Below are 21831 nucleotides of genomic sequence, written 5' to 3' on the forward strand. Positions count from 1 at the left end.
ATGACCGATCTCATCGACATTCACGGCGTCTGCGCGCCCGGTTTCGAGGCTGTGCGCGAGGCCTTCGCCGCCAACTTCACCGATGCGCCCGAGGGGCTGGACGAACAGGCGGCGCGGTTCAGCGTGGTGATCGAGGGAGAGGCGGTCGTCGATCTGTGGGGTGGTTGGGCCGATACGGCGAAGACGACGCCGTTCACGGACGCGACCCTGACCTCGGTGTTTTCGACCGGCAAGGCGGTGATGGCCCTGTTGATGGCGACCGCGGTCGAGGCGGGGCAGGTGGATTACGACCAGACGGTCGCCTCGCTGTGGCCTGCATTCGGGGCGGCGGGCAAACAGGACGTGACCGTGGCCCAGTTGATGAGCCACCAGGCGGGCCTGCCGGGTTTCTCCGAAGCGGTGGAGCCTTCGATCTGGTTCGATGCGCCGGCCGTGCTGGAGCGGTTGGCGGCCCAGGCGCCGATGTGGGCGCCGGGAACGGCGTCCGGCTATCACCCGATCACGGTCGGCTATCTGGCCAATGAGGTCTATCGCCGGGCGACCGGGCGGACCATGGGCCAGGCGTTGCGTCAGGACTTCTCCGATCTGGACCTGTGGATCGGCCTGCCCGAGAGCGAACACGGGCGCGCAGCCCAGATGAGGAAGCCCACGGCGGCGCCCAGCCTGGGCGTCATCGATCCGATCAAACAGGCCGCCTTCCTGGATCGCGGTTCGGCGCCGGGCGGGCGGGGCTCGACCGAATGGCGCAAGATGGAGATTCCCTCGGCCAATCTGCACGGCACGGCCCTGGGGCTGGCGCGGATGCTGGGCGTGGTCGCCAACGGCGGGGCTCTGGACGGCCGGTCGGTGCTGTCGGCGGGGACGCTGGAGCAGCTGACGCGCGAACGAATCCACGGGCCGGACAAGGTGCTGCCCTATACGATCAGCTGGGCGGCGGGGCTGATGCGCAACGACGGGCTGAAGGTGTTCGGGCCGGGCGAGGCGTTCGGCCACTACGGCTGGGGCGGGTCGATGGCCATGGCCGATCCGTCGCAGCGGCTGTCGGCGGCCTATGTGATGACGCGCCAGTCGCCGCACCTGATCGGCGACCCCCGGCCGCGGCGCCTGCTGGAGGCGCTGTACGGCGCGCTCTAGACGGTTTCGGACAGGGCCACGGCGCGCCGTGCGGTGCGCGAGCGGTTGAGGGCGCCCAGGGCGAAGACGGCCGCGCCGGTCCAGATGAAGACGAAGGAGACGATGCGCAGCGGCGTCAGCGCCTCGCCCGTCAGGACGCCGCAGGCGAACTGAAGCGTCGGAGCCAGGAACTGGATGAAGCCGATGGTCGACAGGGGCAGGCGCCGCGCCGACCAGGCGAACAGGACCAGGGGCACCACCGTGGCCAGGCCGCTGAACAGCGCCCAGGCCAGGCCCTTGGGCGAGGCGAAGCCGGCGGCCTGACCATGGGTGGTCAGCCAGGCCAGGAAGACGGCCCCGATGGGCAGCAGCACCAGGCATTCGACGAACAGGCCGGTCTGGGCCGAGGCCGGGACGCGCTTTCGGATCACCGCATAGGCGCAGAAGGTGACCGCCAGCGTCAGGCCGATGATCGGCACATGACCCAGGGCCACGGTCTGGACCGCGACCCCGACGGCGGCCAAGGCGATGGCGGCGGCGCTCCAGCGGTCGATCTTTTCGCGGAACGGGACCGCGCCCGCCGCCATGTTCAGCAGGGGATTGATATAGTAGCCGAGGCTGGCCTCCAGCGTCGCGTGATGGGTGGTGGCGAAGACATAGAGGCTCCAGTTCGTGCCGATCAGCAGGGCCGACAGGGCCAGCCAGGCCAGGGTGCGCGGGCTGGCCAGCACCTGACGCGCCTCGCCCCATTGGCCCGCCATCAGCAGCACCGCCCCGGCGACGAAGACCGACCAGACCGCCCGGTGGGCCAGGATCTCGGGCGCGCCGAACCCCGCCGCCGCCATGGCCATGAACAGCAGCGGCAACAGACCCCACAGGGTGTAGCAGGCGACGGCCGTGCCGACCGCGCGGGGGTCGTTGGGAGATGGCGTGGCGCTCATTGCGGCGTCCTTTGAGCCCTCGCCGTCATCCTCGGGTCAGGCCCGAGGACGACGGGTGGAGTGATTACACCGTGATCGAACGGTATCCCGACGACGACTTGATGACGCCGGTCTCGTCCAGAAGCTGGGCGATCTGGACGGCGTTCAGGGCGGCGCCCTTGCGCAGGTTGTCGGACACGACCCACAGGTTCAGGCCGTTCTCGACGGTCGGGTCCTTGCGGATGCGCGACACATAGACGGCGTGTTCGCCGGCCGCGTCGACGGGGGTGATATAGCCGTCGTGCTCCTGCTTATCGATGACCAGCACGCCGGGCGCCTCGCGCAGGATGGCGCGGGCTTCGTCCGGGGCGAGGGGGCGGTCGAACTGGACGTTCACGGCCTCGGAGTGGCCGACGAAGACCGGCACGCGCACGCAGGTGACGGTGACCTGGATATTCGGGTCCAGCATCTTATGCGTCTCGTCCGACATCTTCTGCTCCTCGTCGGTCGAACCGTCTTCCAGGAACGCGCCGATGTAGGGGATGACGTTGAAGGCGATCTGTTTGGGGAACTTCTTGGGACGCGCGTCGCCCAGGCCGTAGATGGCCTTGGTCTGGTTCCACAGCTCGTCCATGCCTTCCTTGCCGGCGCCGGAGACCGACTGATAGGTCGAGACGACCACCCGCTTGATCCTGGCCGCATCGTGCAGCGGCTTCAGCGCCGTCACCAGCTGGATGGTCGAGCAGTTGGGGTTGGCGATGATGTTCTTCTTGGTCGCGTCCTTGATGGCGTCGGGGTTCACCTCGGGCACGATCAGGGGCACGTCGGCGTCCTTGCGGAAGGCCGAGGAGTTGTCGATGACGATGGGACCGGCCTTGCCGATCTTTTCCGACCATTCCCTGGACACCGCGCCGCCTGCGGACATCAGCACCACATCGACTTTGGAGAAGTCGAACTGTTCGATGTCCTGGCATTTGATGGTCTTGTCGCCGAAGGAGACCTCCACCCCCTTGGACTTGCGCGAGGCGATGGCGTGGATTTCATCGACGGGGAATTCCAGCTCCTCGAGGATGTTCAGCATTTCGCGGCCCACATTGCCCGTGGCTCCGACGATGGCGACGCGATAACCCATAATGCTTGGTCCTTCGGACGCGCCGACGCTTGGCCGGTGGGGCCGAGCGGCTTGAGCGCTTTTTGGTGTGGCGGTTGGAGACTGCAAATAGGCGTTCGCAGCCGCGAAGCAATCGCTTTTCACTTTGCTGGGCTTTAAGCAGTCCTCCCATGACCTCCCGCATCCGCAACGCCTACGACATCCGCGTGGAAGAGGGCGTTTTGACGCCCGATCCGGCGCAGGAGAACGTCATCACCGCGCTGGAACGGCTGGAGGTCGATCTGGCCAAACGCGGCCTGTTCGGCAAGGCGCCGGAGGTGCGGGGCGTCTATCTGTACGGGCCGCCCGGACGGGGCAAGTCGATGCTGATGGACCTGTTCTATTCGGCGACGCCCGAGCCGCGAAAGACGCGCGCGCACTTCCACGCCTTCATGGCCCGCATCCACGATCTGGTGAAACAGTGGCGCGAGGGGGATGCGAAGACCCGCAAGGCCGTGTTCGGCACTCATAAGGGCGACGACCCCATCCCGCCGATCGCCAAACTGATCGCGTCGGAAGCCCGGCTGTTGTGTTTCGACGAACTGCAGGTCACCGACATCGCCGACGCCATGATCCTGGGGCGGTTGTTCGAGGCCCTGTTCGAGGACCGGGTGGTGCTGGCCATCACCTCGAACCGCGCGCCGGAAGACCTCTACAAGAACGGCATCAACCGCCAGCTGTTCACCCCCTTCATCGACATCATCCGCGAGCGTTGCGTGGTGGTGGAGACGGCAGGGGCGCGGGACTGGCGGCTGGACCGGATGACCTCGGCCCAGGTCTGGCACACGCCCGACGACCGCGCGTCGTTCGAGGACCTGTGGCGCGAACTGAAGGGCGGCGAGCCGGAAGAACCCGCGCACCTGACCGTGCTGGGGCGCGACGTGGTGGTGCAGCGGACCGTCGGCTCGATGGCGCGGGCGACCTTCAACGACCTGTGCGCCAGGCCGCTGGGGCCGCAGGACTATCTGGCCATCGCCCAGCGGTTCCACACCCTCTTCCTGGAGGACGTGCCGATCCTGAGCTCGGCCAACCACCATGAGGCGCGGCGTCTGGTGACGCTGGTGGACGCGCTCTACGAGGCCAGGACCAAGCTGATCGTGCTGGCGGCGGCCAGGCCCGAGGCGCTCTATACCGAAGGGGTGGGGGCGTTCGAGTTCGAGCGCACCGTGTCGCGCTTCAACGAGATGCAGAGCAAGGACTGGCTGGCGCACGTGCGGGATTGACGGTGCGGCCAGGCGCGATGGCGGAGGCATGCGCGACATCACGGAATGAAGCCTCGTCATCCTAGGCCTTGTGCCTAGGATCCATACGCCCGGTGCTTCATGGCTGAATTCGCAAGCCGAACGACGGTGTTTATGGATGCTAGGCACAAGGCCTAGGATGACGTGCAGCAGGTACGAAAAAGGGCCGCGGATTGCTCCGCGGGCCCTTCCGTACCAAAAAAGCGCTCAAGCAGCGCGGCTCCGTGAGCCGCGCGGTAGCGCCCTCGCTGGCCCTTAAGCCAGCGAGGAATCGATGTCCTTGCAGGCCTGCAGCAGGCCCTGGACCGAGGCGACGGACTTTTCGAACATCGCATTTTCTTCGTCGTTGGTGGTGAACTCGACCACCTTCTCGACGCCGCCGGCGCCGATCAGGGCGGGGACGCCGACGTAGAGGTCCGACAGGCCGTATTCGCCCGACAGCCAGACGGCGCAGGGCAGGACGCGCTTCTGGTCCAGCAGGTAAGACTTGGCCATGGCGATGGCGCTTTCAGCCGGCGCGTAGAAGGCCGAGCCGGTCTTCAAGAGGGCCACGATCTCGCCGCCGCCCTTGCGGGTGCGCTCGACGATGGCGTCCAGATCGGCCTGGCTCAGGAAACCGGCGGCCACGGCGTCCGGCAGCGGCAGGCCGCCAATGGTCGAGTGGCGCACCATCGGCACCATGTCGTCGCCGTGACCGCCCAGGGTCCAGGCGTGGATGTCCTGAACCGAGACGCCGGTCTTCTCGGCCAGGAAATAGGCGAAGCGGGCCGAGTCCAGAACGCCGGCCATGCCGACGACCTTCTCCTTGGGCAGACCCGAGAACTTCTGCAGGGCCCAGACCATGGCGTCGAGCGGGTTGGTGATGCAGATGACGAAGGCGTTGGGGGCGTGGGCCTTGATGCCCTCGCCGACGGCCTTCATGACCTTCAGGTTGATGCCGATCAGGTCGTCGCGGCTCATGCCCGGCTTGCGCGGCACGCCGGCGGTGACGATGCAGACGTCGGCGCCCGCGATGTCCGCGTAATCGTTGGCGCCCTTCAGGGCCACGTCCTGGCCGAAGACGGCAGAGGCCTCGGCGATGTCCAGGGCCTTGCCCTGCGGCGTGCCTTCGGCGATGTCGAACAGGATCACGTCGCCCAAGGCTTCGCGCGCGGCCACGTGGGCCAGGGTTCCGCCGATCATGCCGGCGCCGATAAGGGCGATCTTCGCGCGAGCCATGGATGTCTCCGTTTTATTGCGTGTGCGAAAGGGGGATTAATCGTGCGGGCGGTCTAGACCCGTGGCGCGCCCGTCGCAAGAACCTCGCTTTACGGCCTTGGTCAGGCTTGCGAAGGTCCGGCGACAACCGGAGGATTTCGATGCGCCGTTCATTCGCTTTCGCCCTGCTGCTGGCCTCGGTCGCCGCGCCCGCGCTGGCCCAGACGCCGCCCGCGACCATCGGCGACCGCTATATCCCGGCGCCCTGGTGGATGCGCGATCCGGTGATCGCCTCGGTCGGCCAGGTGCGGGTCGAGATCCAGGCCAACCGCGCCTTCGTCTCGGCCAGCTTCCAGTCGGTGGATCGCAGCGTGACGGAGGCCTCGCGCGCCGCCGCCGATCAGGTGCGGGCGCTGAGCCAGGCGCTGTCGGCCTATGGCGCGGACAAGGTGCGGGTCGAGACCAGCGTCACCACCCAGCCCATCTATGACCAGTATCGCGATGGCGACGGGGTGATGCGCGACAACACCCGCGCCGACCGGATCGCCCGCTATCAGGCCGATGCGTCCGTGCGTGTCGCCGTGCGCGACGTGGCGCTGATCGAGCGGGTTTACGCCACCATCGTCGCCTCGCGTCCGACCTCCATCGGCCAGGTCAGCTTCAGCCTGGACCCCGAAAACAGCTGGAAGGCCAATCTTCAGGCCGAGGCGATGAAGGATGCGCGGCGCCGGGCCGAGGCGGCGGCGGCGAATGCGGGCGCCGCCCTGGGCCGGGTCAGGATCATCGATCCGTCGGGCCGGGTGTGCCAGACGGACGTGCTGGCGGGCTGGCCCTCCTACGTCGCAGGAAGCGGTCAGGAGACGACGGTGGACGAGGTGGTGGTGACGGGATCGCGTGCTTCCGGCGGTGCGAACTTTATCCCGCCTCCGCCAGTTAACATCACGCCAGTCCCCAGGGAGTTGCGCGAGTCTGACATCGAGGCGGCGCGATTGACGTTGCAACCGCCGCTGCAGACCCTGACCGACAGCGCCTGCGTCATCTACGGACTGAACTGATGGGGTTTTCCGTCGCGCCGGCCTTCGAGGCCGGATCGGTCGCGGCCGCCGACTGGCCGCTGTGCCATGTGCGGCTGCAGGACGATGCACGGTTTCCCTGGCTGATCCTGATCCCGCGCGTCGAAGGGGCGGTGGAGCTGGAGGATCTGAGCGCGGATCAGCGGGCGATGCTGATGGAGGAGACGGTGCGGGCCGGGGTGCTGGCCAAACGGCTGGGGCCGGTCGAAAAGCTGAACGTCGGCGCCATCGGCAATGTCACCGCCCAACTGCACGTCCATGTGGTGGGGCGCCGCCGCGACGACGATCTGTGGCCCGATCCGGTCTGGGGGCGGGGGCCGGCCGTTCCGTATGCGCAGGATGAGCGGGCGCGGCTGCTTGATGTGATCGCGGGCGGCTGACCCTGTTTACATCGTCATCCTAGGCCTTGTGCCTAGGATCCATACGCCCGGTTTCGACGACGGCGTACTCTATGGGAAACGCCGGGCGTATGGATCCTCGCCACGAGGGCGAGGATGACGGCGAAATACCTCAGATGATATCCAGCGGCATGGCCTGGGTCGGCGGGGGGAAGGCCTGGTCCAGGCGTTCCAGGTCCTCCGGGTCGAACCGGATGTCCAGGGCGTCGGCGTTGGCCTCGACGTGTTCGACGCTGCCGGCCTTGGGGATGGCGATGACGCCGTCGTGGCGCAGGACGGCGGCCAGGGCCACCTGGGCCGGCTCGGCCGAATGGCGGTTGGCGATGTCCAGGATGAGCGGGTGTTCCAGCAGACCGCCGCGCCCCAGCGGCGAATAGGCCATCATCGGCATGTCGCGCGCCTGCATCCACGGCAAGAGGTCGTATTCCACCCCGCGCGAACCCAGGTTGTAGAGCAGCTGGTTGACGGCGCAGTCCTCGGCGCCGTCGATCTGCATCAGCCGCTCCATCGCATCCAGGTCCAGGTTGGACACGCCCCAGCGGGCGATCATCCCCTCGTCCACCAGCTCGCGAAACGCCTCCACCGTCTCCTCCAGCGGGACGTTGCCCTCCCAGTGCAGCAGATAGAGGTCCAGCCGGTCGATCTTGAGCCGCTCCAGCGAACGTTCGCAGGCCAGCATCATCTTCATCTCCGAGGCGTTCTCGGGCCGCACCTTGGAGACGATGAAGACCTCGTCGCGGCGCCCGGCGATCACCTCGCCCACCAGCCGTTCCGAGCGGCCGTCGCCATACAGTTCGGCCGTGTCGATCAGGCTCATGCCCAGGTCGATGCCGCGCGACAGGGCGTGTTGCTCCTGATCGCGCCGGGCGGGGTCGTCGCCGATCTCCCAGGCGCCTTGGCCGAGGGCGGGAACGGTCGTACCGTCGGCGAATGTGACGAGGCGGGTCATGTCCGTCCTGAACGAAGCGTGGTGAGACCACCACTGGAAGGGTTGGAATGCGAACGCGGCTTATCAAGACCGACGGGCTTGTCCAACAGGTGCTGGAAGGCGGGTTCGAGAAGGACAACGCGCCGCTGGTCCTGCTGATCCACGGCTTTCCCGAACTGGGGATCAGCTGGAGGGCGCAGGTCCAGGCGCTGAGCGCAGCGGGCTATCATGTCGTCGCGCCCGACATGCGGGGCTATGGCGGAACCGACAAACCCGAAGGCGCGGCGGCCTATTCGATCCTGAACCTGGTCGGCGACATGGTCGATCTGGTCCGGGCGCTGGGCCAGACGTCCTGCGTCGTCGTCGGCCACGACTGGGGCGCGCCGGTCGCCTGGCATTGCGCCCTGCTGCGGCCGGACGTGTTTCGCGCCGTCGCGGGTCTGTCTGTGCCGTTCCAGCCGCGCCGGACCAAGGGACCGCCCACGGCGGCGATGGCGGCCATCACGAAACGGGCGGGGCTGGGCGACCTCTACATCGTGCGCTTCCAGGCGGCGGACGCGCACCTGGCGCTGGAGGCCGATCCGGCGACGACGCTGAGAAAGCTGTTCTACGCCTATGACGGGGCGACGCCGGCGGCGCGGAAATCGACCGGCTTCATGCCCGAGGGCGTGGCCTTGCTCGACACCATCGCCAACGACGCGACCCTGCCGCCGTGGATGAGCGCGGACCATTTCGCGGAATATGTGCAGGCCTTCTCGGCCGGCGGGTTCGCGGGGCCGTTGAACTGGTATCGGGCGCTGGACCTGAACTGGTCGCAGACGGCCTTCGTGCAGGACCAGAAGATCACGCCGCCCGCCCTGTTCGTGGTCGGCGAGGACGATCCGGTGCGCCACTACGCCGGAAGCGCGGAGGCGGGGCTGAAGGATTGGGTTCCAGGGCTGACCCGGTCGGTGGTCGTGCCCGGCACCGGACACTGGATCCAGCAGGAGCGAGCGGACGCGGTGAACGCGCTGCTGCTGGAGTTCTTGAACGCGCTTCCTTCCACATCATCGTCCTAGCTATCTTCGTGGAAGCGTTTGACGGAGGCCTCCTGGGTCGTGGGGTTCATCCGCTCGCCCTGGCCGTCGGTTCAGGGATGGCTCGGCTTGGTTGTCCGGTGCTCGACGCCTTGTCGGGTTCGCAGACCCAGCATCCCCAGCCATCCCCCGCTGGTCAGCAGGGCCACGTCCAGCAGGGCCAGCGGCAGGGGCGTGGAGACGGGCGCGGCGATGAAGCGCGAGCGCCAGTCTGGCGCGAACTTGGCCTTGTAGCTGCGCAGACCCTGGAAGCCGTAAAGCGCGCCCCCCTCGTCGAACACCAGGGCGCCGACGCGGGCGAACACCGGCGCGATCCGCCGATCCTCCAGCCCCGCCAGCGGCGCCATGCCCAGGTCGAAACTGGCCAGGCCCTGATCTCTGGCCCATTGGGCGCAGCGGATGAACAGATAGTCCATCACCCCGTTCGGCGCCTCCGGGTGATGGCGCATCAGATCCACCGCCGCCTCGTCCGGCGCCGTCAATAGATTGGCGAAGGCCACGATCCGCCCCCCCTGGCGCACCACCGCCAAGGGCGTCAGGTCCAGATAATCGACGTCGAACCGACCCAGGGAGAAGGCCTTCTCCGCCCCCTCGTGCATGGCCAGCCAGGCGTCGGACACCGCCTTCAGCTCGTCGGCGATGGGCCGCGCCGATCCGGGCGGCAGCATCTCGAAGGTCGCGCCCTCGCGTTCCGCCCGGTTGATGGCCGTGCGCAGATTCTGCTTGGGCTTGCCCTCCAGCGAGAAGGCGGCGGTGTCGATCACCGCCGTCTCGCCGACCTTGCGCACCGCCAGCCCCATGGTGGCCAGATCGCCCAGCACCTCTTCGCTGACGGAATAGAAGACCGCCGCCCCGCCGTAGCTGTCGGCCGTCTCGGCGAAAGACCACAACAGTTCGCGGCGCTCGGACCTGAGGCCCGCCGGTTCGCCCATGGCGATCCAGCGCCGCCCGCGCACGCGATAGGCCAAAAAGCTGGCCCCCGACGGACTGAACATCAGCGCCTTGTCGCCCAGCATGGCCAGCCAGGCCTCGGGCGTCGCCGAATCCGCAGCCGCCAGCGCCGCGCGAGCGCGTTCGATGTCGGCGGGCTTGGCCGGGCCATGGCTGTGGGCGCCGGGCGAGCTGAGCAGCGACCGGCCGGCCACCACCAGCGTCAGGATCGCCAGCACCAGGCCCGCGCGCAGGAAGCCCGAGGCCTGGCGGTCGCTGAGGAAACGCCACCACAGCTCGTCGTTATAATCCACGTCGCGATAGGCGAAGAAGCCCAGCCACAGCATGGCCATGACCACCGCCGTCAGCAGCAACAGCCAGCTGGGTCGCAGCGGCTCGCTGAGGCGCGAACGTCGGTTGAAGGCGGTGCGGCACGGCGCCAGCAGGGCCGCCACGATCAGAAGGTCGGTCGCCTGTTGCCAGTCCAGACCCTTCAGCACCGAGAACACCGCCCCGATCCCCAGCACGGCCAGCGCCGCCCAATAGGCGCCGCGTCGCCGCCGCCACAGGCCCGCCGACAGCATCAGCAACAGAAAGCCAGCGATGCTGCCCACGAAGTGCGACAGGTCGACCAGGATCGGGGACACCACGCCGGTCAGCTTGCGCAGGCGGTCGTCGAACTCGGGCGTGACGGCCGAGACCAGCATCAGGGCGCCGGCCCCGAAGGCCAGGACGGCGAAGACCAGCGGCGTCAGCTCATAGGCCAGGCCCAGAAGACGGCGGATCAGGCCGGAGGTGTGCGCGGGGCGGTTGGACAAGCAGAAAGCCTTCGATTCGCGGGCGCCCGACCATAGACCAAGAATCGTCCAACCGGGGCGTTCGCGAGGTCATTTCGGGGCGGATGAAACAATCCGTAACGTGGGGAGTATATTGCGGTGCGGGCGTCGGGCCCGCGTAACAGGGGACAGTTTCCCATGACCATCAAGACCGCTCTTCTGGCCAGCGCCGCCGCCTTCATGTTCGCCGCGCCCGCCCTGGCGCAAGAAACGCCCGCACCCGCTCCGACAGAGGCGCCCGCCGCGGCCGCCGCTTCGCAACAGTCGCTTTCGCTCAACCCCGGCATGACCGTCAGCGGGCCTGACGGCGAGCTCGGCAAGCTGGAAGGCGTTCAGAACAACGCCGAAGGCAAGCAGGAACTGACCGTGCGCGGCGCCGACGGCCAACTTCGCGCGGTGCCGCTGAGCGGCATCCGTCAGGAAAACGGCGGCGTGGCCGTGGCCTATACCAAGGCCGAATACGACGCCGCCGCTGCCATCCCCGGCGCCCCGGCCGCTCCGGCTCCGGCGGCTGATCCCGCTGCTGCTCCGACGGCGCCGGCCGCCGATCCGGCTGCGCAGCCGACCGATCCGTCGGCGACGCCGCCGACCACCGCCCCGGACGCCGCCGAACCGGCCCCGGCGCCGACCGAACCGAACTGATCGGTCGATAGGCCAAGAGAACAAGGGCGGTCGGGCCATCCCGGCCGCCCCTTTTCGTGTCTGAAATCACGCCGCGTCCGCCTCGTGACGCAGCAAAAAGGGGGCGGCTTTCGCAAGCCGCCCCCTTCTTCATGCGACGCCGATGCGATCAGGCGCGACGTTTGACCAGACCCAGCAGGAACAGCAGGATGATGGCGCCGATGGTGGCGATGATGGTCGAACCGATCCAGCCGCCCCAGCTGATGCCCAGGGCGCCGGCGACGAAGCCGCCGATCAGGGCGCCGATGATGCCGACGATCAGATTGGTCAGCAGGCCGTGGTTGCGGCCCATGATCTGTTCCGCGAGCCAGCCCGCGACGATGCCGATGATGATCCAGGCGATAATACCCATGGTGAAAACCCTTCCTGTAAAAGCCAAGCTGTCGCTTTAAATGCGCCTCAATCGATCCGGTTGCGCCGGGCGTTGCACGAATGACGTTTCGCTTGTCGCGCGAACCGGCACGACCATTGCCGCCATGAAGGGGTGTCGTCCCGCATCGGGACAGACGTCGCGACGAGGATCACGTCATGGCCGACGATATCGACCTGCATCTGGGCCGCCGCCTGCGCCGGCGTCGGCGTCTGCTGGGCCTGACCCAGCAGCAGCTGGCCGTTCAGGTCGGCATCCGTTTCCAGCAGATCCAGAAATACGAATGCGGCGCCAATCGCATCTCGGCCGCCCGCCTGTGGCAGCTGTCCGAGGCGCTGGAGACGCCCGTCGCCTATTTCTACGACGGCCTGGCCGAGGCGCTGGATCAGGACGCCGCGCCTCTGAAAGGCGGCGAGGTCTTCTCGCGCAAGGAGACGCTGGACCTGATCCAGGCCTATTACCAGTTGGACGAGCGCCCCCGTCGCCGCCTGCTGGACCTGGCCAAGTCGCTGCATTCCGACAGCGCCCCGGCCTGAAGCGCATCTGGGGCGCCCAAGCCAGCGAAAGCGCGGTAAGGGAGCCGCATGACCGAATACGAAGCCTTCGCCATCGAACTGGCGCGCGAAGCCGCGCGCGTCACCTTGCCCTTTTTCCGCTCGGACATCGGCCATGAGGACAAGGGCGGCGCGGCCGGCTTCGATCCCGTCACCGAGGCGGACAAACAGGCCGAGGCCGCCATCCGTCGCCTGATCGCCGACCGCTATCCCGACCACGGCGTCATCGGCGAGGAATACGGGGCCGACCGTCCCGAGGCGGAACAGGTCTGGGTGCTGGACCCCATCGACGGCACCCGCGCCTTCATCTCGGGCCTGCCGCTGTGGACCACCCTGATCGCGCTGCGTCAGGCGGGAACGCCCTCGGTCGGCGTCATCGCCCAACCCTATCTGGACGAGATTTTCGTCGGCGGCCCGTCCGGCGCCCGCCTGCTGCGCGGCGAGACCGAGACGCCGCTGGCCGTCAGGGCGTGCGAGAAACTGACCGACGCCGTCATCTCCACCACCGACCCCGACATCTTCAACGGCGCGGAACTGGGCGCCTGGACCCAGGTGCGCGCCGCCGCCCGCCTGGCCCGCCTGGGCTGCGACGCCTATGCCTATGCGATGGTGGCGGCCGGCAAGATGGACATGGTCGTCGAGACCAGCCTGAAGCCCTGGGACTGGTCGGCCCTGGTCCCCGTGATCCAGGCCGCCGGCGGCAAGGTCGTCAACTGGCGCGGCGCGGCCCCCGACGACAACGGCCAGATCCTCGCCGTCGGCGACGCCCGCCTGATCGACCAGGCCCTGGTGACGCTGAAACGGGCGGCGATCTAGAGCATTCGGCGGTCGAGTTGGCCTGCAACGCATAGGGGGTCGTCACAACGGCCACAGCGAAGTCACGGCGAACACAGGGGAGACGTGATCCGGTCTGGCAGGTATTGAGGACCTGCGGCGGCGAAGCCGCAGATTGATAATGGCTGGTGGAGACCTGGGCCGACACAGGTTTGGTCTCGCCGTGGTCGTCGTGACCTGGCTGTGTCCGTTGTGATGAACGCCTTTCAGGCCCGCATCACCTCGCACGCCGATTGCTCCAGGCGGCGCTGTTCGTCAGGCCACGGACGGTTCTTCGGCCGTGACGTCCACGGTTCGCGCCGAGGGATCGACTGCCGCATCCGCCGTCGGCGACACCAGATCGGCCATGGCGTCGAACTCGTTCAGGAAGACCGCGCGCATATCGTCGGCCTCCATGATGACCTCGTGCTTGGCGCCGGCGACCTCGACATAGCGGCCGCGCGGCAGGCGTTTGGCGGCCCAGCGGGTGGTCTGTTTCCACACCACGTCGTCGGCGTCGGCCTGGACGATGGCGACCGGGACCCTGACCGCCTTCAGCGCCTTGGGCTTCAGCGCGCGCTCGCCGGCGTCCAGCGCAAAGGCCAGCCAGCCGTAGGTCGGCCCGCCGATGGCCAGGTGCGGGCAGGCGAACAGTTGCTGGCGCCACATCTCGTAGCGGCTGGCGTCCGAGGTCAGGGCGTCCTCGGCGAAGTTATGGTCGAACGGATCGTCCGGGTCGCCCAGGATGTAGTCGCCGGCCTGGCCGTGGCGGATGTTCCAGCGCACCACCAGTTTGACCGACCACATCGACCGCTTGCCGGTCTTGATGCGCAGCATGGGGCTGGACAGGACCGCGCCCGCGAACCGCTCCTCGCCGCCTTCCAGCGTCAGCAGGTTCAGACAGGCGCCCATCGAATGGCCCACCATGATCCACGGCTTGGGACACTGGTCCTCATAGGTGTTCAGCAGGCGATTGTAGTCGTCCAGAAACTCCTCGACCGCGCGGGCGTGGCCCTTCAGACGGTCGGGCAGCAGGCGGGCGGACAGGCCCTGGCCCCGCCAGTCGTGGGTCAGGACGCACCAGCCCCGCGCCAGGAAGTTGCCGATGACCTCGTAGTATTTCTCGATCGGCTCGGTGCGGCCGGGGCTGAGGACCACCGTTCCGCGCACCTTGTCCGCGCTGAGGTGCGACGGCGTCCACAGGCCGGCGCGCAGGCGCATTCCGCCCGCGCCCCGGAACCAGTCCCCCTTGCCGCCAGGGGGCGGATAGGCGCCGGGCACCCCCATCAGGGGGGCGTTGGCGGCGAAGGCTTGGGCGCGGTTCACTCGGGCTTCCTGAACTTCAAGGTCATGCGATCGCTCTCGCCGATCGCCTCGTATTTGGTCCGGTCGAAGGTCGGATCGGCCGGTTGTCCGCGCGGCGCGGTCAGGCGGGTCGGCGCCAGGGTGTCGACCCCGAACGGATGATCCTTGGTGTCCTTGGAATTGGCGTTGATCTCGGACGCCTCGACGAAGACGAAGCCCGCCTCGGCGGCCAGCTGGCGCACGAAGGCTTCCTGGACATAGCCGTTGGCCGCGACCGGGTCCTGATCCTGCGCCGGCGCCAGACGATGCTGTTCGACCCCCAGGACGCCGCCGGGCCGCAGCGCCGCGAAGGCGTCGGCGAAGGCTTTTTCGGCGATCCCCGCCGCCATCCATCCATGCAGGGTGCGCATGAACAGGCACAGGTCCGCCGTGCCGGGCGCCGTCACCGGCCCGGAGGCTGCGCCGAACACGCTGAACTGCGGCTCGCCATACAGTTTCTTGTCGCTGGAGAAGCGGGTGCGGAAGGCCGCGTTCAGGACCGCCTGGGCCGGATCGGCCGTCGGCCCCTCGGGGAACAGGGCCGCCACATAGGCGCCGCCGCCCCTGGCCAGATAGGGGGCCAGGATTTCGGTGTACCAGCCGCTGCCCGGCCAGAACTCGACCACCGCCATCTTGGGCTGAAGCCCGTAGAAGCGCAGCGTCTCCATCGGGTGGCGGAAGGCGTCGCGAGCCTTGTCCTGGGCCGAGCGCCACGATCCCTGGACCGCCCAGTCCAGCGATCCCTCGGGCGGGCCGGAAGGGGCGGGCGGAGCGTTCGGCGCGGCGGGCGCCTTTGGCTCGTCCTTGCGGCCGCAGGCGGCCATGCCGGTCAGCGCCATAGCGGTCGCGCCGCCCAGCAGAAACCGACGCGACACGCCGCGCCCCATCGCCTGACCTTCCGCCATTCCATACTCCCGCGAGGGTGCGGCCCCGCGCCCGACACACCCGGCGGATCGGGCTTAATCGGGTTCGCGGGCCGGGTCAAAACGGAACGGCCTATTCCGGCTTGCGGAATCGCAGGGTCATCCGGTCGCTCTCGCCGACGGCGTCTAAGGCGGCGCGTTCCTCGGCCGTCAGGGTCCGGCCGGACGGATCGTTGCGGGCCGCCGACTGGCGAATGGGCGGCAGGGTCCAGACGCCGAACGGGTGGTCGTGATCGTCCTTGGGATTGGCGTTCAGCTCGCTGCGCGCCTCCAGCACGAAGCCGGCGTTGCGCGCCTCGTGGATCACATAGCTTTCGGGCACATAGCCGGTGGAGGCGACCTCGGCGGCGTTCAGTCCCTCGGCGCTGCGATGCTGTTCGACGGCCAGGACGCCGCCGGGCTTCAGCGCCTTGAAGAAGGCCTGCAGATAGGGCTGGGTGCGGCCGTCGCGCGCCCAGTTGTGGAAGGCCCGCGCCACCAGGACGAAGTCGGCCTGGCCGTCCGCCACGCCCATGCTTTCCAGCGGCTTGTTGACCGGGACATAGCGCCCGCCTGTCGCGGCCGCATAGGGCTCCAGGATGTGGCGCCACCAGCTGGCGCCGCCTGGCTCGATCTCCACCACCGTCATGCCGGGCGTCAGCCCCCAGAAGGTCAGGGCCTCGTAGGGGTGACGATAGACGTCGCGCGCCCGGTCGGCGGCGGGCCGGGTCTCGGCGGCGACGGCGGTCTGAAGCGCCGTGTCCTCGGCGAAGGTCGGCATGGCGCTGGACAGGGCCGAACGCGGCGGCGTCCAGGCGCCTTCGGTCTGGGACGCGGGCGGCGCGGTCTGGGCCATCACGGGCGCGGCGGCCGCTGCAAGGGCGAGAAGGCTGAGGGCGGCGAGACGCATGGGCGGACGATCCTGCTCTAAAGATGGCTTCTCCATAGGCCGCCCGGCTCCCGACGCAAATGACGATGGCGCGACGCCGACGATCGGTCGCAGCCTGTCGCCCCCGCCCCTTGACGCCGCATTCGGGGTTCCCATCTGATCCATCGAGGGCGCCGATTTCGGGCTCTCCAGACTGACGGCGCCGGTTTCGGGTCGTCGATCTGATCTCCAACCGTCCGGGCCAAACCGCCGGGCGGCTCAACCTTGCTGATCCTCAGGAGGATGCTGATGCGTACCTATGATTTCTCGCCGCTGTACCGTTCGGCCGTCGGCTTCGACCGTCTGGCCAATCTGCTGGAAAGCGCCTCGCGCACCAGTTCGGAAGGCGGCTATCCCCCCTACAATATCGAGACGACGGGCGAGAACGCCTATCGCATCGAAATCGCCGTCGCGGGCTTCACCACCGATGAACTGAACATCGAGGTGAAGGAGAACCTGCTGACCGTGACCGGCCGCAAGACCGCCAACGACGACGCCGCCCCGCAGAAGACCTATCTGCATCGCGGCTTGGCCGAGCGCGACTTCGAGCGCCGGTTCCAGCTGGCCGACTATGTCGTCGTCACCGACGCCAACCTGGTCAACGGCCTGCTGTCGATTTCGCTGAAGCGCGAACTGCCCGAGGCGCTGAAACCCCGCCGCGTCGAGATCGGCGCCGGCTCGCCCCTGATCGAGGGCAAGGCCGAGGCGGCCTGAGCCGTCTTTTAGACCGACTATGGAGAGGGCGGCGTTCGCGCCGCCCTTTTTCTTATGCGGCCAGATGGCTGAACGCAGCCACGACCTGTTCATAGGCCGGGCGTTTGAACGGCACGATCAGGTCGCACGCCTCCGACAGATCGCCCCAGCGCCAGGCGTCGAACTCCACGTCCTTGTCGGCGGCCAGATCGATCTCGGTCTCCTCGCCGGTGAAGCGGAAGGCGAACCACTGCTGCTTCTGGCCCTTGAAGCCGCGCCAGGCCTTGGCGTTGTTCATCGCCTCGGGCGGAAAGTCGTAGCGGATCCAGTCCGCCGTCCGGTCCAGCAGCTCGACCGAGGTGACGCCCGTCTCCTCGTGCAGCTCGCGCCGCGCCGCCGCCTCCAAATCCTCGCCCTCGTCCACGCCGCCTTGCGGGAACTGCCAGTTATAGGGGCCGGGCGTGGCGTGGCGACGGCCATACCAGACGCGGCCGTCGCGATTGAACAGCACGACCCCGACATTGGGACGATAGGCGGAGAGATCGGTCACTAGCGGCCCGGCCGCATCGACATGGCCGAGGCGGGGGCCAGTTGCAGGCCGCGCTGCTCCAGGCCGGCCGTCCAGCGGGCGGCGGCCTCGACCGTTACCGGATAGCTGAAGCCGGTTCCCAGGGCCGAGCCGCGCAGCTTGGCCTGGGCCTCCAGCCCGTTCAGGGCGGCGATGATGGCGGCGGGGGACTGGGTGCGGTCGATGATGCGGTCGGCGCTGGCCCGCGACCAGGCGCCGGGGCGGCGCTGGAACGACCCGTCGTCCAGGAAGGCCACGCCCTTCTGGCGCAGCACCGTCAGGAAGGCGTTCATGCCCGTGTCGGAGCTTGCGAAACGGTCGCCGAGATAGTTGGTCACGCCGAAATAGCCGGTCGCGCGGCTCAGCAGCCAATCCATCTTGGCCGCCACGTCGTCGGCGCCGCCGTCGGCCAGCAGTGTATAGGGGCCGGGATCGTTGTCGGGATAGCCGGTCGGCTCCATCGGCATTTCCAGCATGACCTCGTGGCCCTGCGCCCGCGCCTGGTCGATCCAGGATTGCAGATTGTCCGCATAGGGCACGAAGCTGAGCGTCACCTCGGGCGGCAGACGTTCGATGGCGGCGCGGGTCGTCACCGCGTTCAGCCCCAACCCGCCCACGATCAGGGCCACGCGCGGCTTGCCGTTCGGACGGAACGGCCGGGCGTAGGCCTGGGCCGGCACGCGGCCGTCCGGCGCGATCATCGGCAGGGGACCGTTCGATCCGGGCTGGGACAGGCCCGCGATCGGCGCCTTCACCAAGGGCGAGGCGGCATGGACCGGCGCCGTATAGGCCGGCGGCGCGGACCCCGACACGCTGCCGCCGTCCGGCAGGGTGATGACCGCCTCGCCGTTCGCCGCCGGATCGCCGCCGCCCGCCAGATTCTGATAAAGCCCCATCGCCCCCATCGAGAAGGCCTCGAACCCGCTGGGGGCCGGGGCGGCGGGGGCGGGCTTGTCGCGCTCCAGCGCCACATGGGCCGAGGGCGCGCCCGCATTGGGGTCGCCCAGCACGGTCAGGAACAGGGCGCCGGCGCCCAGAAGCAGCAGACCCGCAAGGCCCGCCGCGACCGGCGGCTTCCTCAGCGCATCGACGACGGGCTTGAGCCCAGCGCCGTCCCTGACGCGCGGAGCGGCTCCGGCGGCGGCGGCGAGGGCGGACTGGCGTTTTGCGAACATGGGCACGGGCGGGACCGATCTGGACTCCTACGCCCCATCATCGCCGCGCGCCGGTTAAGAAACCCTAACGGCCGGTTCACCATGATCGCACGGTTTTGGCCTTTGACACGGTTCGTGCGTTGACGCGGCGGTTTGGCATACGTCACATGCGCATCTCCCCGTCAAAGCCCTGGACTGAAGCAATGATGAGCCCTGCCGCCGACGACGCCCTGCGCGACGAAGTCCGTCTGCTGGGGGGCATTCTGGGCGACATCATCCGCCAGGAAGGCGGACAGGCCCTGTTCGATCACGTCGAGGCGGTGCGCCAGGCCTCCATCGCCTATCACCGCGATCCCGCCTCCCATCCGGCCAAGCGGCTGGAGAAGCTGCTGACCGCAATGACGGTGGACCAGGCGGCGGGCCTGGCCCACGGCTTTGCGTTGTTCTCGCTTCTGGCCAATATCGCCGAGGACCGCTCGACCCGCCGGCGCGCGCAGGATCAGGCCGAGGCCGGCGCCCGGCCCGACACGCCCGAAGGCGCGCTGAAGCGTCTGGCGGATCAGGGCGTGGGCCAGGCGGCCGTGCGCGCCCTGCTGGACCAGTCGCTGATCTCGCCCGTCCTGACCGCCCACCCGTCGGAGGTGCGGCGCAAGAGCGTCATCGACCGGATCGCCGCCATCACCGACATACTGGACGCCTGCGACAAGGCCGGCGACGCCTGCACCCCGGCCGCCGTGTCCGAACCGCTGCGCCGCCAGATCGTCATCCTGTGGGCCACCCGCCTGGTCCGCACCCAGGGGCTGGTGGTGCAGGACGAGATCGACACCGTCGTCTCCTTCCTGGACCGCATCTTCCTGCATGTCGCGCCCAGGCAGTTGGCGGCGTGGCGGCGTCTGCTGGACGCGCCGGACCTTCAACCCTTCATGCGGGTCGGCACCTGGGTCGGGGGCGACCGCGACGGCAATCCGAACGTGGACGCCACGGTCATGGCCGCCGCCTTCCGCACCCAGGCGCGGGCCGTGCTGACCTTCTATCTGGACGAGGTTCACGCCCTGGGCGCCGAGCTCAGCCTGGCCGCCGAACTGGCCCAGGTGTCGCCCGAGCTTCAGGCCCTGGCCGACGCCGCGCGCGACCCCTCGCCCCACCGGGCGGACGAACCCTATCGCCGCGCCCTGACCGGCGTCTATGCGCGCCTGGCCGCCACGCACCAGACGCTGGGCGACGCCCCCGCGCCGCGCCGCGCCGCCGTCGAGGCCGAGCCCTATCCCGGCCCCGACGCCTTCGAGGCCGATCTGAAGACCCTGCACGACAGCCTGGTGTCGCACCACGGCGGCGTCTTCGCCGACGACCGGCTCAGCGACCTGATCACGGCGGTCGAGGTGTTCGGCTTCCACATGGCGACCCTGGACATGCGCCAGAACGCCGATGTGCATGAGCGCGTCGTCGCCGACCTGCTGAAGGTCGCCGGCGTCGAACTCGACTATCTGGCGTTGGACGAGGAGGGGCGTCTGAAAGTCCTGGCCGACGAACTGGCGTCGTCGCGCCTGCTGTTCAGCCCCTATGCCGACTACGAGCCGGAAACCCTGAAGGAGCGCGCCATCCTGCAGGCGGCCGCGACCGCGCTCGCCGCCTTCGGGCCTCAGGCGATCCGCACCCATATCGTGTCCAAGACCGATGCGGCCTCGGACCTGCTGGAGGTCTATCTGCTGTTGAAGGAGGTCGGGCTGTATCGGCCCGAGGACCCCGCCGCCTGCCCCATCCAGGCCGCGCCCCTGTTCGAGACCATCGAGGACCTGCGCGCCGCCCGCCCGACGCTGGAGCGTCTGCTTCAGGAACCGTCCGCCCTCGCCGTCGCCAAGGCGCGCGGGGTGCAGGAGGTGATGATCGGCTACTCGGACTCCAACAAGGACGGCTCCTACCTGACCTCGGGCTGGGAGCTGCACGAGGCGTCGCGCGCCCTGGTCGAGGTGACGCAGAACCATGACCTGAAGCTGCAACTGTTCCACGGGCGCGGCGGCACGGTCGGTCGCGGCGGCGGCTCGGCCTTCGCCGGCGTCCTGGCCCAGCCGGAAGGCACGGTTCAGGGCCGCATCCGCACCACCGAACAGGGCGAAGTCATCGCCAACAAATACGGCGAGCCGGAAATCGCCCTGCGCAATCTGGACGCCCTGACCTGCGGCGCCGTCCTGGCCTCGCTGGGCCAGGGGACGGACCACGCCTTCACCGCCGAACATGGCGCAACCCTGTCGGACCTGTCGGCCCGGTCGATGGCCGCCTATCGCAAGCTGGTCTATGAGACGGACGGCTTCGTCGACTATTACCGCGCCGCCACCCCCATCGCCGAGATCGCCGATCTGAAGATCGGCTCGCGCCCGTCGTCGCGCACCGCCTCGACCCGGATCGAGGATTTGCGCGCCATTCCCTGGGTGTTCAGCTGGTCGCAGAGCCGGGTCATGCTGCCCGGCTGGTTCGGCTTCGGCTCGGCGGTTCAGGGCTGCGACATGGGCGAGCTGAAGGCGATGGCCGAGGCCTGGCCCTTCTTCAAGACCCTGGTCCAGAACATGGAGATGGTCATGGCCAAGTCGGACATGACCATCGCCCGGCGCTACGCCACCCTGGTCCCGGACGCCTCGCTGGCGGCCTCCATCTATGGCGAGATCCGCGCCGAATGGGACCGTACCCACGACGCCATCCTGGCCATCACAGGCCACGATCAGCTGCTGGGCGGCCAGCCCGAGCTGGACCGGCTGATCCGTCTGCGGATGCCCTATGTCGAGCCGCTGAACCACGTCCAGATCGAACTGATCCGCCGCCGCCGCGCCGGCGACGACGACCCCCGCGTCCGCGAAGGCATTCTCTTGGCCATCAACGGCGTGGCGGCGGGTTTGAGGAACAGCGGGTAAGGCCCGCGCCGCCGCCGTCGCCCCTCCGTCATCCTCGGGTCAAGTCCGAGGATGACGGC

The 21831-nt window shown here is 68.6% G+C and carries 21 protein-coding genes; 10 read left to right on the forward strand and 11 right to left on the reverse strand.

The window, feature by feature from the left end:
- Window positions 1-1134 carry a serine hydrolase domain-containing protein gene (locus B3Z70_RS06600; protein WP_292045113.1) on the forward strand — a complete coding sequence of 378 codons (1134 nt, stop codon included), beginning with the start codon at window positions 1-3 and terminating at the stop codon, window positions 1132-1134.
- On the opposite strand, the gene rarD is transcribed toward B3Z70_RS06600, so the two are convergent.
- Together rarD and B3Z70_RS06610 are read right to left on the reverse strand one after the other, a co-directional pair.
- The gene (gene rarD / locus B3Z70_RS06605) at window positions 1131-2054 is read right to left on the reverse strand and encodes an EamA family transporter RarD (RefSeq protein WP_292045116.1); all 924 of its coding nucleotides are present in this window, start codon (window positions 2052-2054) and stop codon (window positions 1131-1133) included. The two genes, B3Z70_RS06600 and rarD, sit on opposite strands and share 4 nt — an antisense overlap.
- 64 nt (window positions 2055-2118) lie before the next feature.
- On the reverse strand, window positions 2119-3165 hold the full coding sequence (locus B3Z70_RS06610) for an aspartate-semialdehyde dehydrogenase (protein ID WP_292045118.1): 1047 nt from the start codon (window positions 3163-3165) through the stop codon (window positions 2119-2121).
- 149 nt (window positions 3166-3314) lie between these two features.
- On the opposite strand from B3Z70_RS06610, the gene zapE reads away from it, so the two are divergent.
- Complete coding sequence (gene zapE / locus B3Z70_RS06615) at window positions 3315-4406, forward strand: cell division protein ZapE (RefSeq protein ID WP_292045120.1); 1092 nt, start codon at window positions 3315-3317, stop codon at window positions 4404-4406.
- 273 nt (window positions 4407-4679) lie between these two features.
- Here the strand turns inward: zapE and mdh are convergent, their stop codons facing one another.
- Complete coding sequence (gene mdh, locus B3Z70_RS06620) at window positions 4680-5642, reverse strand: malate dehydrogenase (protein WP_292045122.1); 963 nt, start codon at window positions 5640-5642, stop codon at window positions 4680-4682.
- A gap of 140 nt (window positions 5643-5782) precedes the next feature.
- Here mdh and B3Z70_RS06625 point away from each other — a divergent pair, with 140 nt between their 5' ends.
- Both B3Z70_RS06625 and B3Z70_RS06630 read left to right on the forward strand, forming a co-directional pair.
- Window positions 5783-6676: an SIMPL domain-containing protein gene (locus B3Z70_RS06625; protein ID WP_292045124.1), complete on the forward strand. Its 894-nt coding sequence runs from the start codon at window positions 5783-5785 to the stop codon at window positions 6674-6676.
- On the forward strand, window positions 6676-7074 hold the full coding sequence (locus B3Z70_RS06630; RefSeq protein WP_292045126.1) for an HIT domain-containing protein: 399 nt from the start codon (window positions 6676-6678) through the stop codon (window positions 7072-7074). The genes B3Z70_RS06625 and B3Z70_RS06630 overlap by 1 nt, the downstream gene beginning before the upstream one ends.
- A 130-nt stretch (window positions 7075-7204) precedes the next feature.
- Here B3Z70_RS06630 and B3Z70_RS06635 read toward each other — a convergent pair whose 3' ends face one another.
- Window positions 7205-8041 (reverse strand): aldo/keto reductase, encoded by an 837-nt coding sequence (locus B3Z70_RS06635; RefSeq protein ID WP_292045127.1) that lies wholly within the window; start codon window positions 8039-8041, stop codon window positions 7205-7207.
- A 47-nt stretch (window positions 8042-8088) separates the two neighbouring features.
- Between B3Z70_RS06635 and B3Z70_RS06640 the strand changes: the two genes are divergently transcribed.
- Window positions 8089-9078, forward strand: a complete 990-nt coding sequence (locus tag B3Z70_RS06640) for an alpha/beta fold hydrolase (protein ID WP_292045128.1) — start codon at window positions 8089-8091, stop codon at window positions 9076-9078.
- A gap of 71 nt (window positions 9079-9149) precedes the next feature.
- On the opposite strand, the gene B3Z70_RS06645 is transcribed toward B3Z70_RS06640, so the two are convergent.
- Window positions 9150-10844: a GNAT family N-acetyltransferase gene (locus B3Z70_RS06645; protein WP_292045129.1), complete on the reverse strand. Its 1695-nt coding sequence runs from the start codon at window positions 10842-10844 to the stop codon at window positions 9150-9152.
- 156 nt (window positions 10845-11000) lie between these two features.
- Here B3Z70_RS06645 and B3Z70_RS06650 point away from each other — a divergent pair, with 156 nt between their 5' ends.
- Complete coding sequence (locus tag B3Z70_RS06650; RefSeq protein WP_292045131.1) at window positions 11001-11504, forward strand: hypothetical protein; 504 nt, start codon at window positions 11001-11003, stop codon at window positions 11502-11504.
- Between the two features lie 148 nt (window positions 11505-11652).
- Here the strand turns inward: B3Z70_RS06650 and B3Z70_RS06655 are convergent, their stop codons facing one another.
- Complete coding sequence (locus B3Z70_RS06655; protein WP_292020101.1) at window positions 11653-11895, reverse strand: GlsB/YeaQ/YmgE family stress response membrane protein; 243 nt, start codon at window positions 11893-11895, stop codon at window positions 11653-11655.
- A gap of 176 nt (window positions 11896-12071) precedes the next feature.
- On the opposite strand from B3Z70_RS06655, the gene B3Z70_RS06660 reads away from it, so the two are divergent.
- Window positions 12072-12449 (forward strand): helix-turn-helix domain-containing protein, encoded by a 378-nt coding sequence (locus tag B3Z70_RS06660; RefSeq protein WP_292045133.1) that lies wholly within the window; start codon window positions 12072-12074, stop codon window positions 12447-12449.
- A gap of 48 nt (window positions 12450-12497) precedes the next feature.
- A complete protein-coding gene (gene hisN, locus B3Z70_RS06665; protein WP_292045135.1) occupies window positions 12498-13283 on the forward strand; it encodes a histidinol-phosphatase in 786 nt (261 codons plus the stop codon).
- A gap of 273 nt (window positions 13284-13556) precedes the next feature.
- Here the strand turns inward: hisN and B3Z70_RS06670 are convergent, their stop codons facing one another.
- The 3 genes from B3Z70_RS06670 to B3Z70_RS06680 form a co-directional block, all read right to left on the reverse strand.
- Window positions 13557-14606, reverse strand: coding sequence for an alpha/beta fold hydrolase (locus B3Z70_RS06670; RefSeq protein WP_292045138.1), 1050 nt, complete (start codon window positions 14604-14606; stop codon window positions 13557-13559).
- Window positions 14603-15529, reverse strand: a complete 927-nt coding sequence (locus B3Z70_RS06675) for a class I SAM-dependent methyltransferase (RefSeq protein WP_292045139.1) — start codon at window positions 15527-15529, stop codon at window positions 14603-14605. The genes B3Z70_RS06670 and B3Z70_RS06675 overlap by 4 nt, the downstream gene beginning before the upstream one ends.
- 91 nt (window positions 15530-15620) lie before the next feature.
- Window positions 15621-16436: a class I SAM-dependent methyltransferase gene (locus tag B3Z70_RS06680; protein ID WP_292045140.1), complete on the reverse strand. Its 816-nt coding sequence runs from the start codon at window positions 16434-16436 to the stop codon at window positions 15621-15623.
- Between the two features lie 267 nt (window positions 16437-16703).
- On the opposite strand from B3Z70_RS06680, the gene B3Z70_RS06685 reads away from it, so the two are divergent.
- Complete coding sequence (locus B3Z70_RS06685; RefSeq protein WP_292020089.1) at window positions 16704-17168, forward strand: Hsp20 family protein; 465 nt, start codon at window positions 16704-16706, stop codon at window positions 17166-17168.
- A 52-nt stretch (window positions 17169-17220) separates the two neighbouring features.
- Here the strand turns inward: B3Z70_RS06685 and B3Z70_RS06690 are convergent, their stop codons facing one another.
- Together B3Z70_RS06690 and B3Z70_RS06695 are read right to left on the reverse strand one after the other, a co-directional pair.
- On the reverse strand, window positions 17221-17697 hold the full coding sequence (locus B3Z70_RS06690; RefSeq protein ID WP_292045141.1) for an RNA pyrophosphohydrolase: 477 nt from the start codon (window positions 17695-17697) through the stop codon (window positions 17221-17223).
- The gene (locus B3Z70_RS06695; protein WP_292045286.1) at window positions 17697-18890 is read right to left on the reverse strand and encodes a divergent polysaccharide deacetylase family protein; all 1194 of its coding nucleotides are present in this window, start codon (window positions 18888-18890) and stop codon (window positions 17697-17699) included. The genes B3Z70_RS06690 and B3Z70_RS06695 overlap by 1 nt, the downstream gene beginning before the upstream one ends.
- 182 nt (window positions 18891-19072) lie before the next feature.
- Here B3Z70_RS06695 and ppc point away from each other — a divergent pair, with 182 nt between their 5' ends.
- Window positions 19073-21772: a phosphoenolpyruvate carboxylase gene (gene ppc / locus B3Z70_RS06700; protein WP_312124337.1), complete on the forward strand. Its 2700-nt coding sequence runs from the start codon at window positions 19073-19075 to the stop codon at window positions 21770-21772.
- The last annotated feature ends 59 nt before the right edge of the window (window positions 21773-21831 follow it).

The sequence above is a fragment of the Brevundimonas sp. UBA6550 genome, assembly GCF_002434505.1.
Taxonomy (GTDB): domain Bacteria; phylum Pseudomonadota; class Alphaproteobacteria; order Caulobacterales; family Caulobacteraceae; genus Brevundimonas.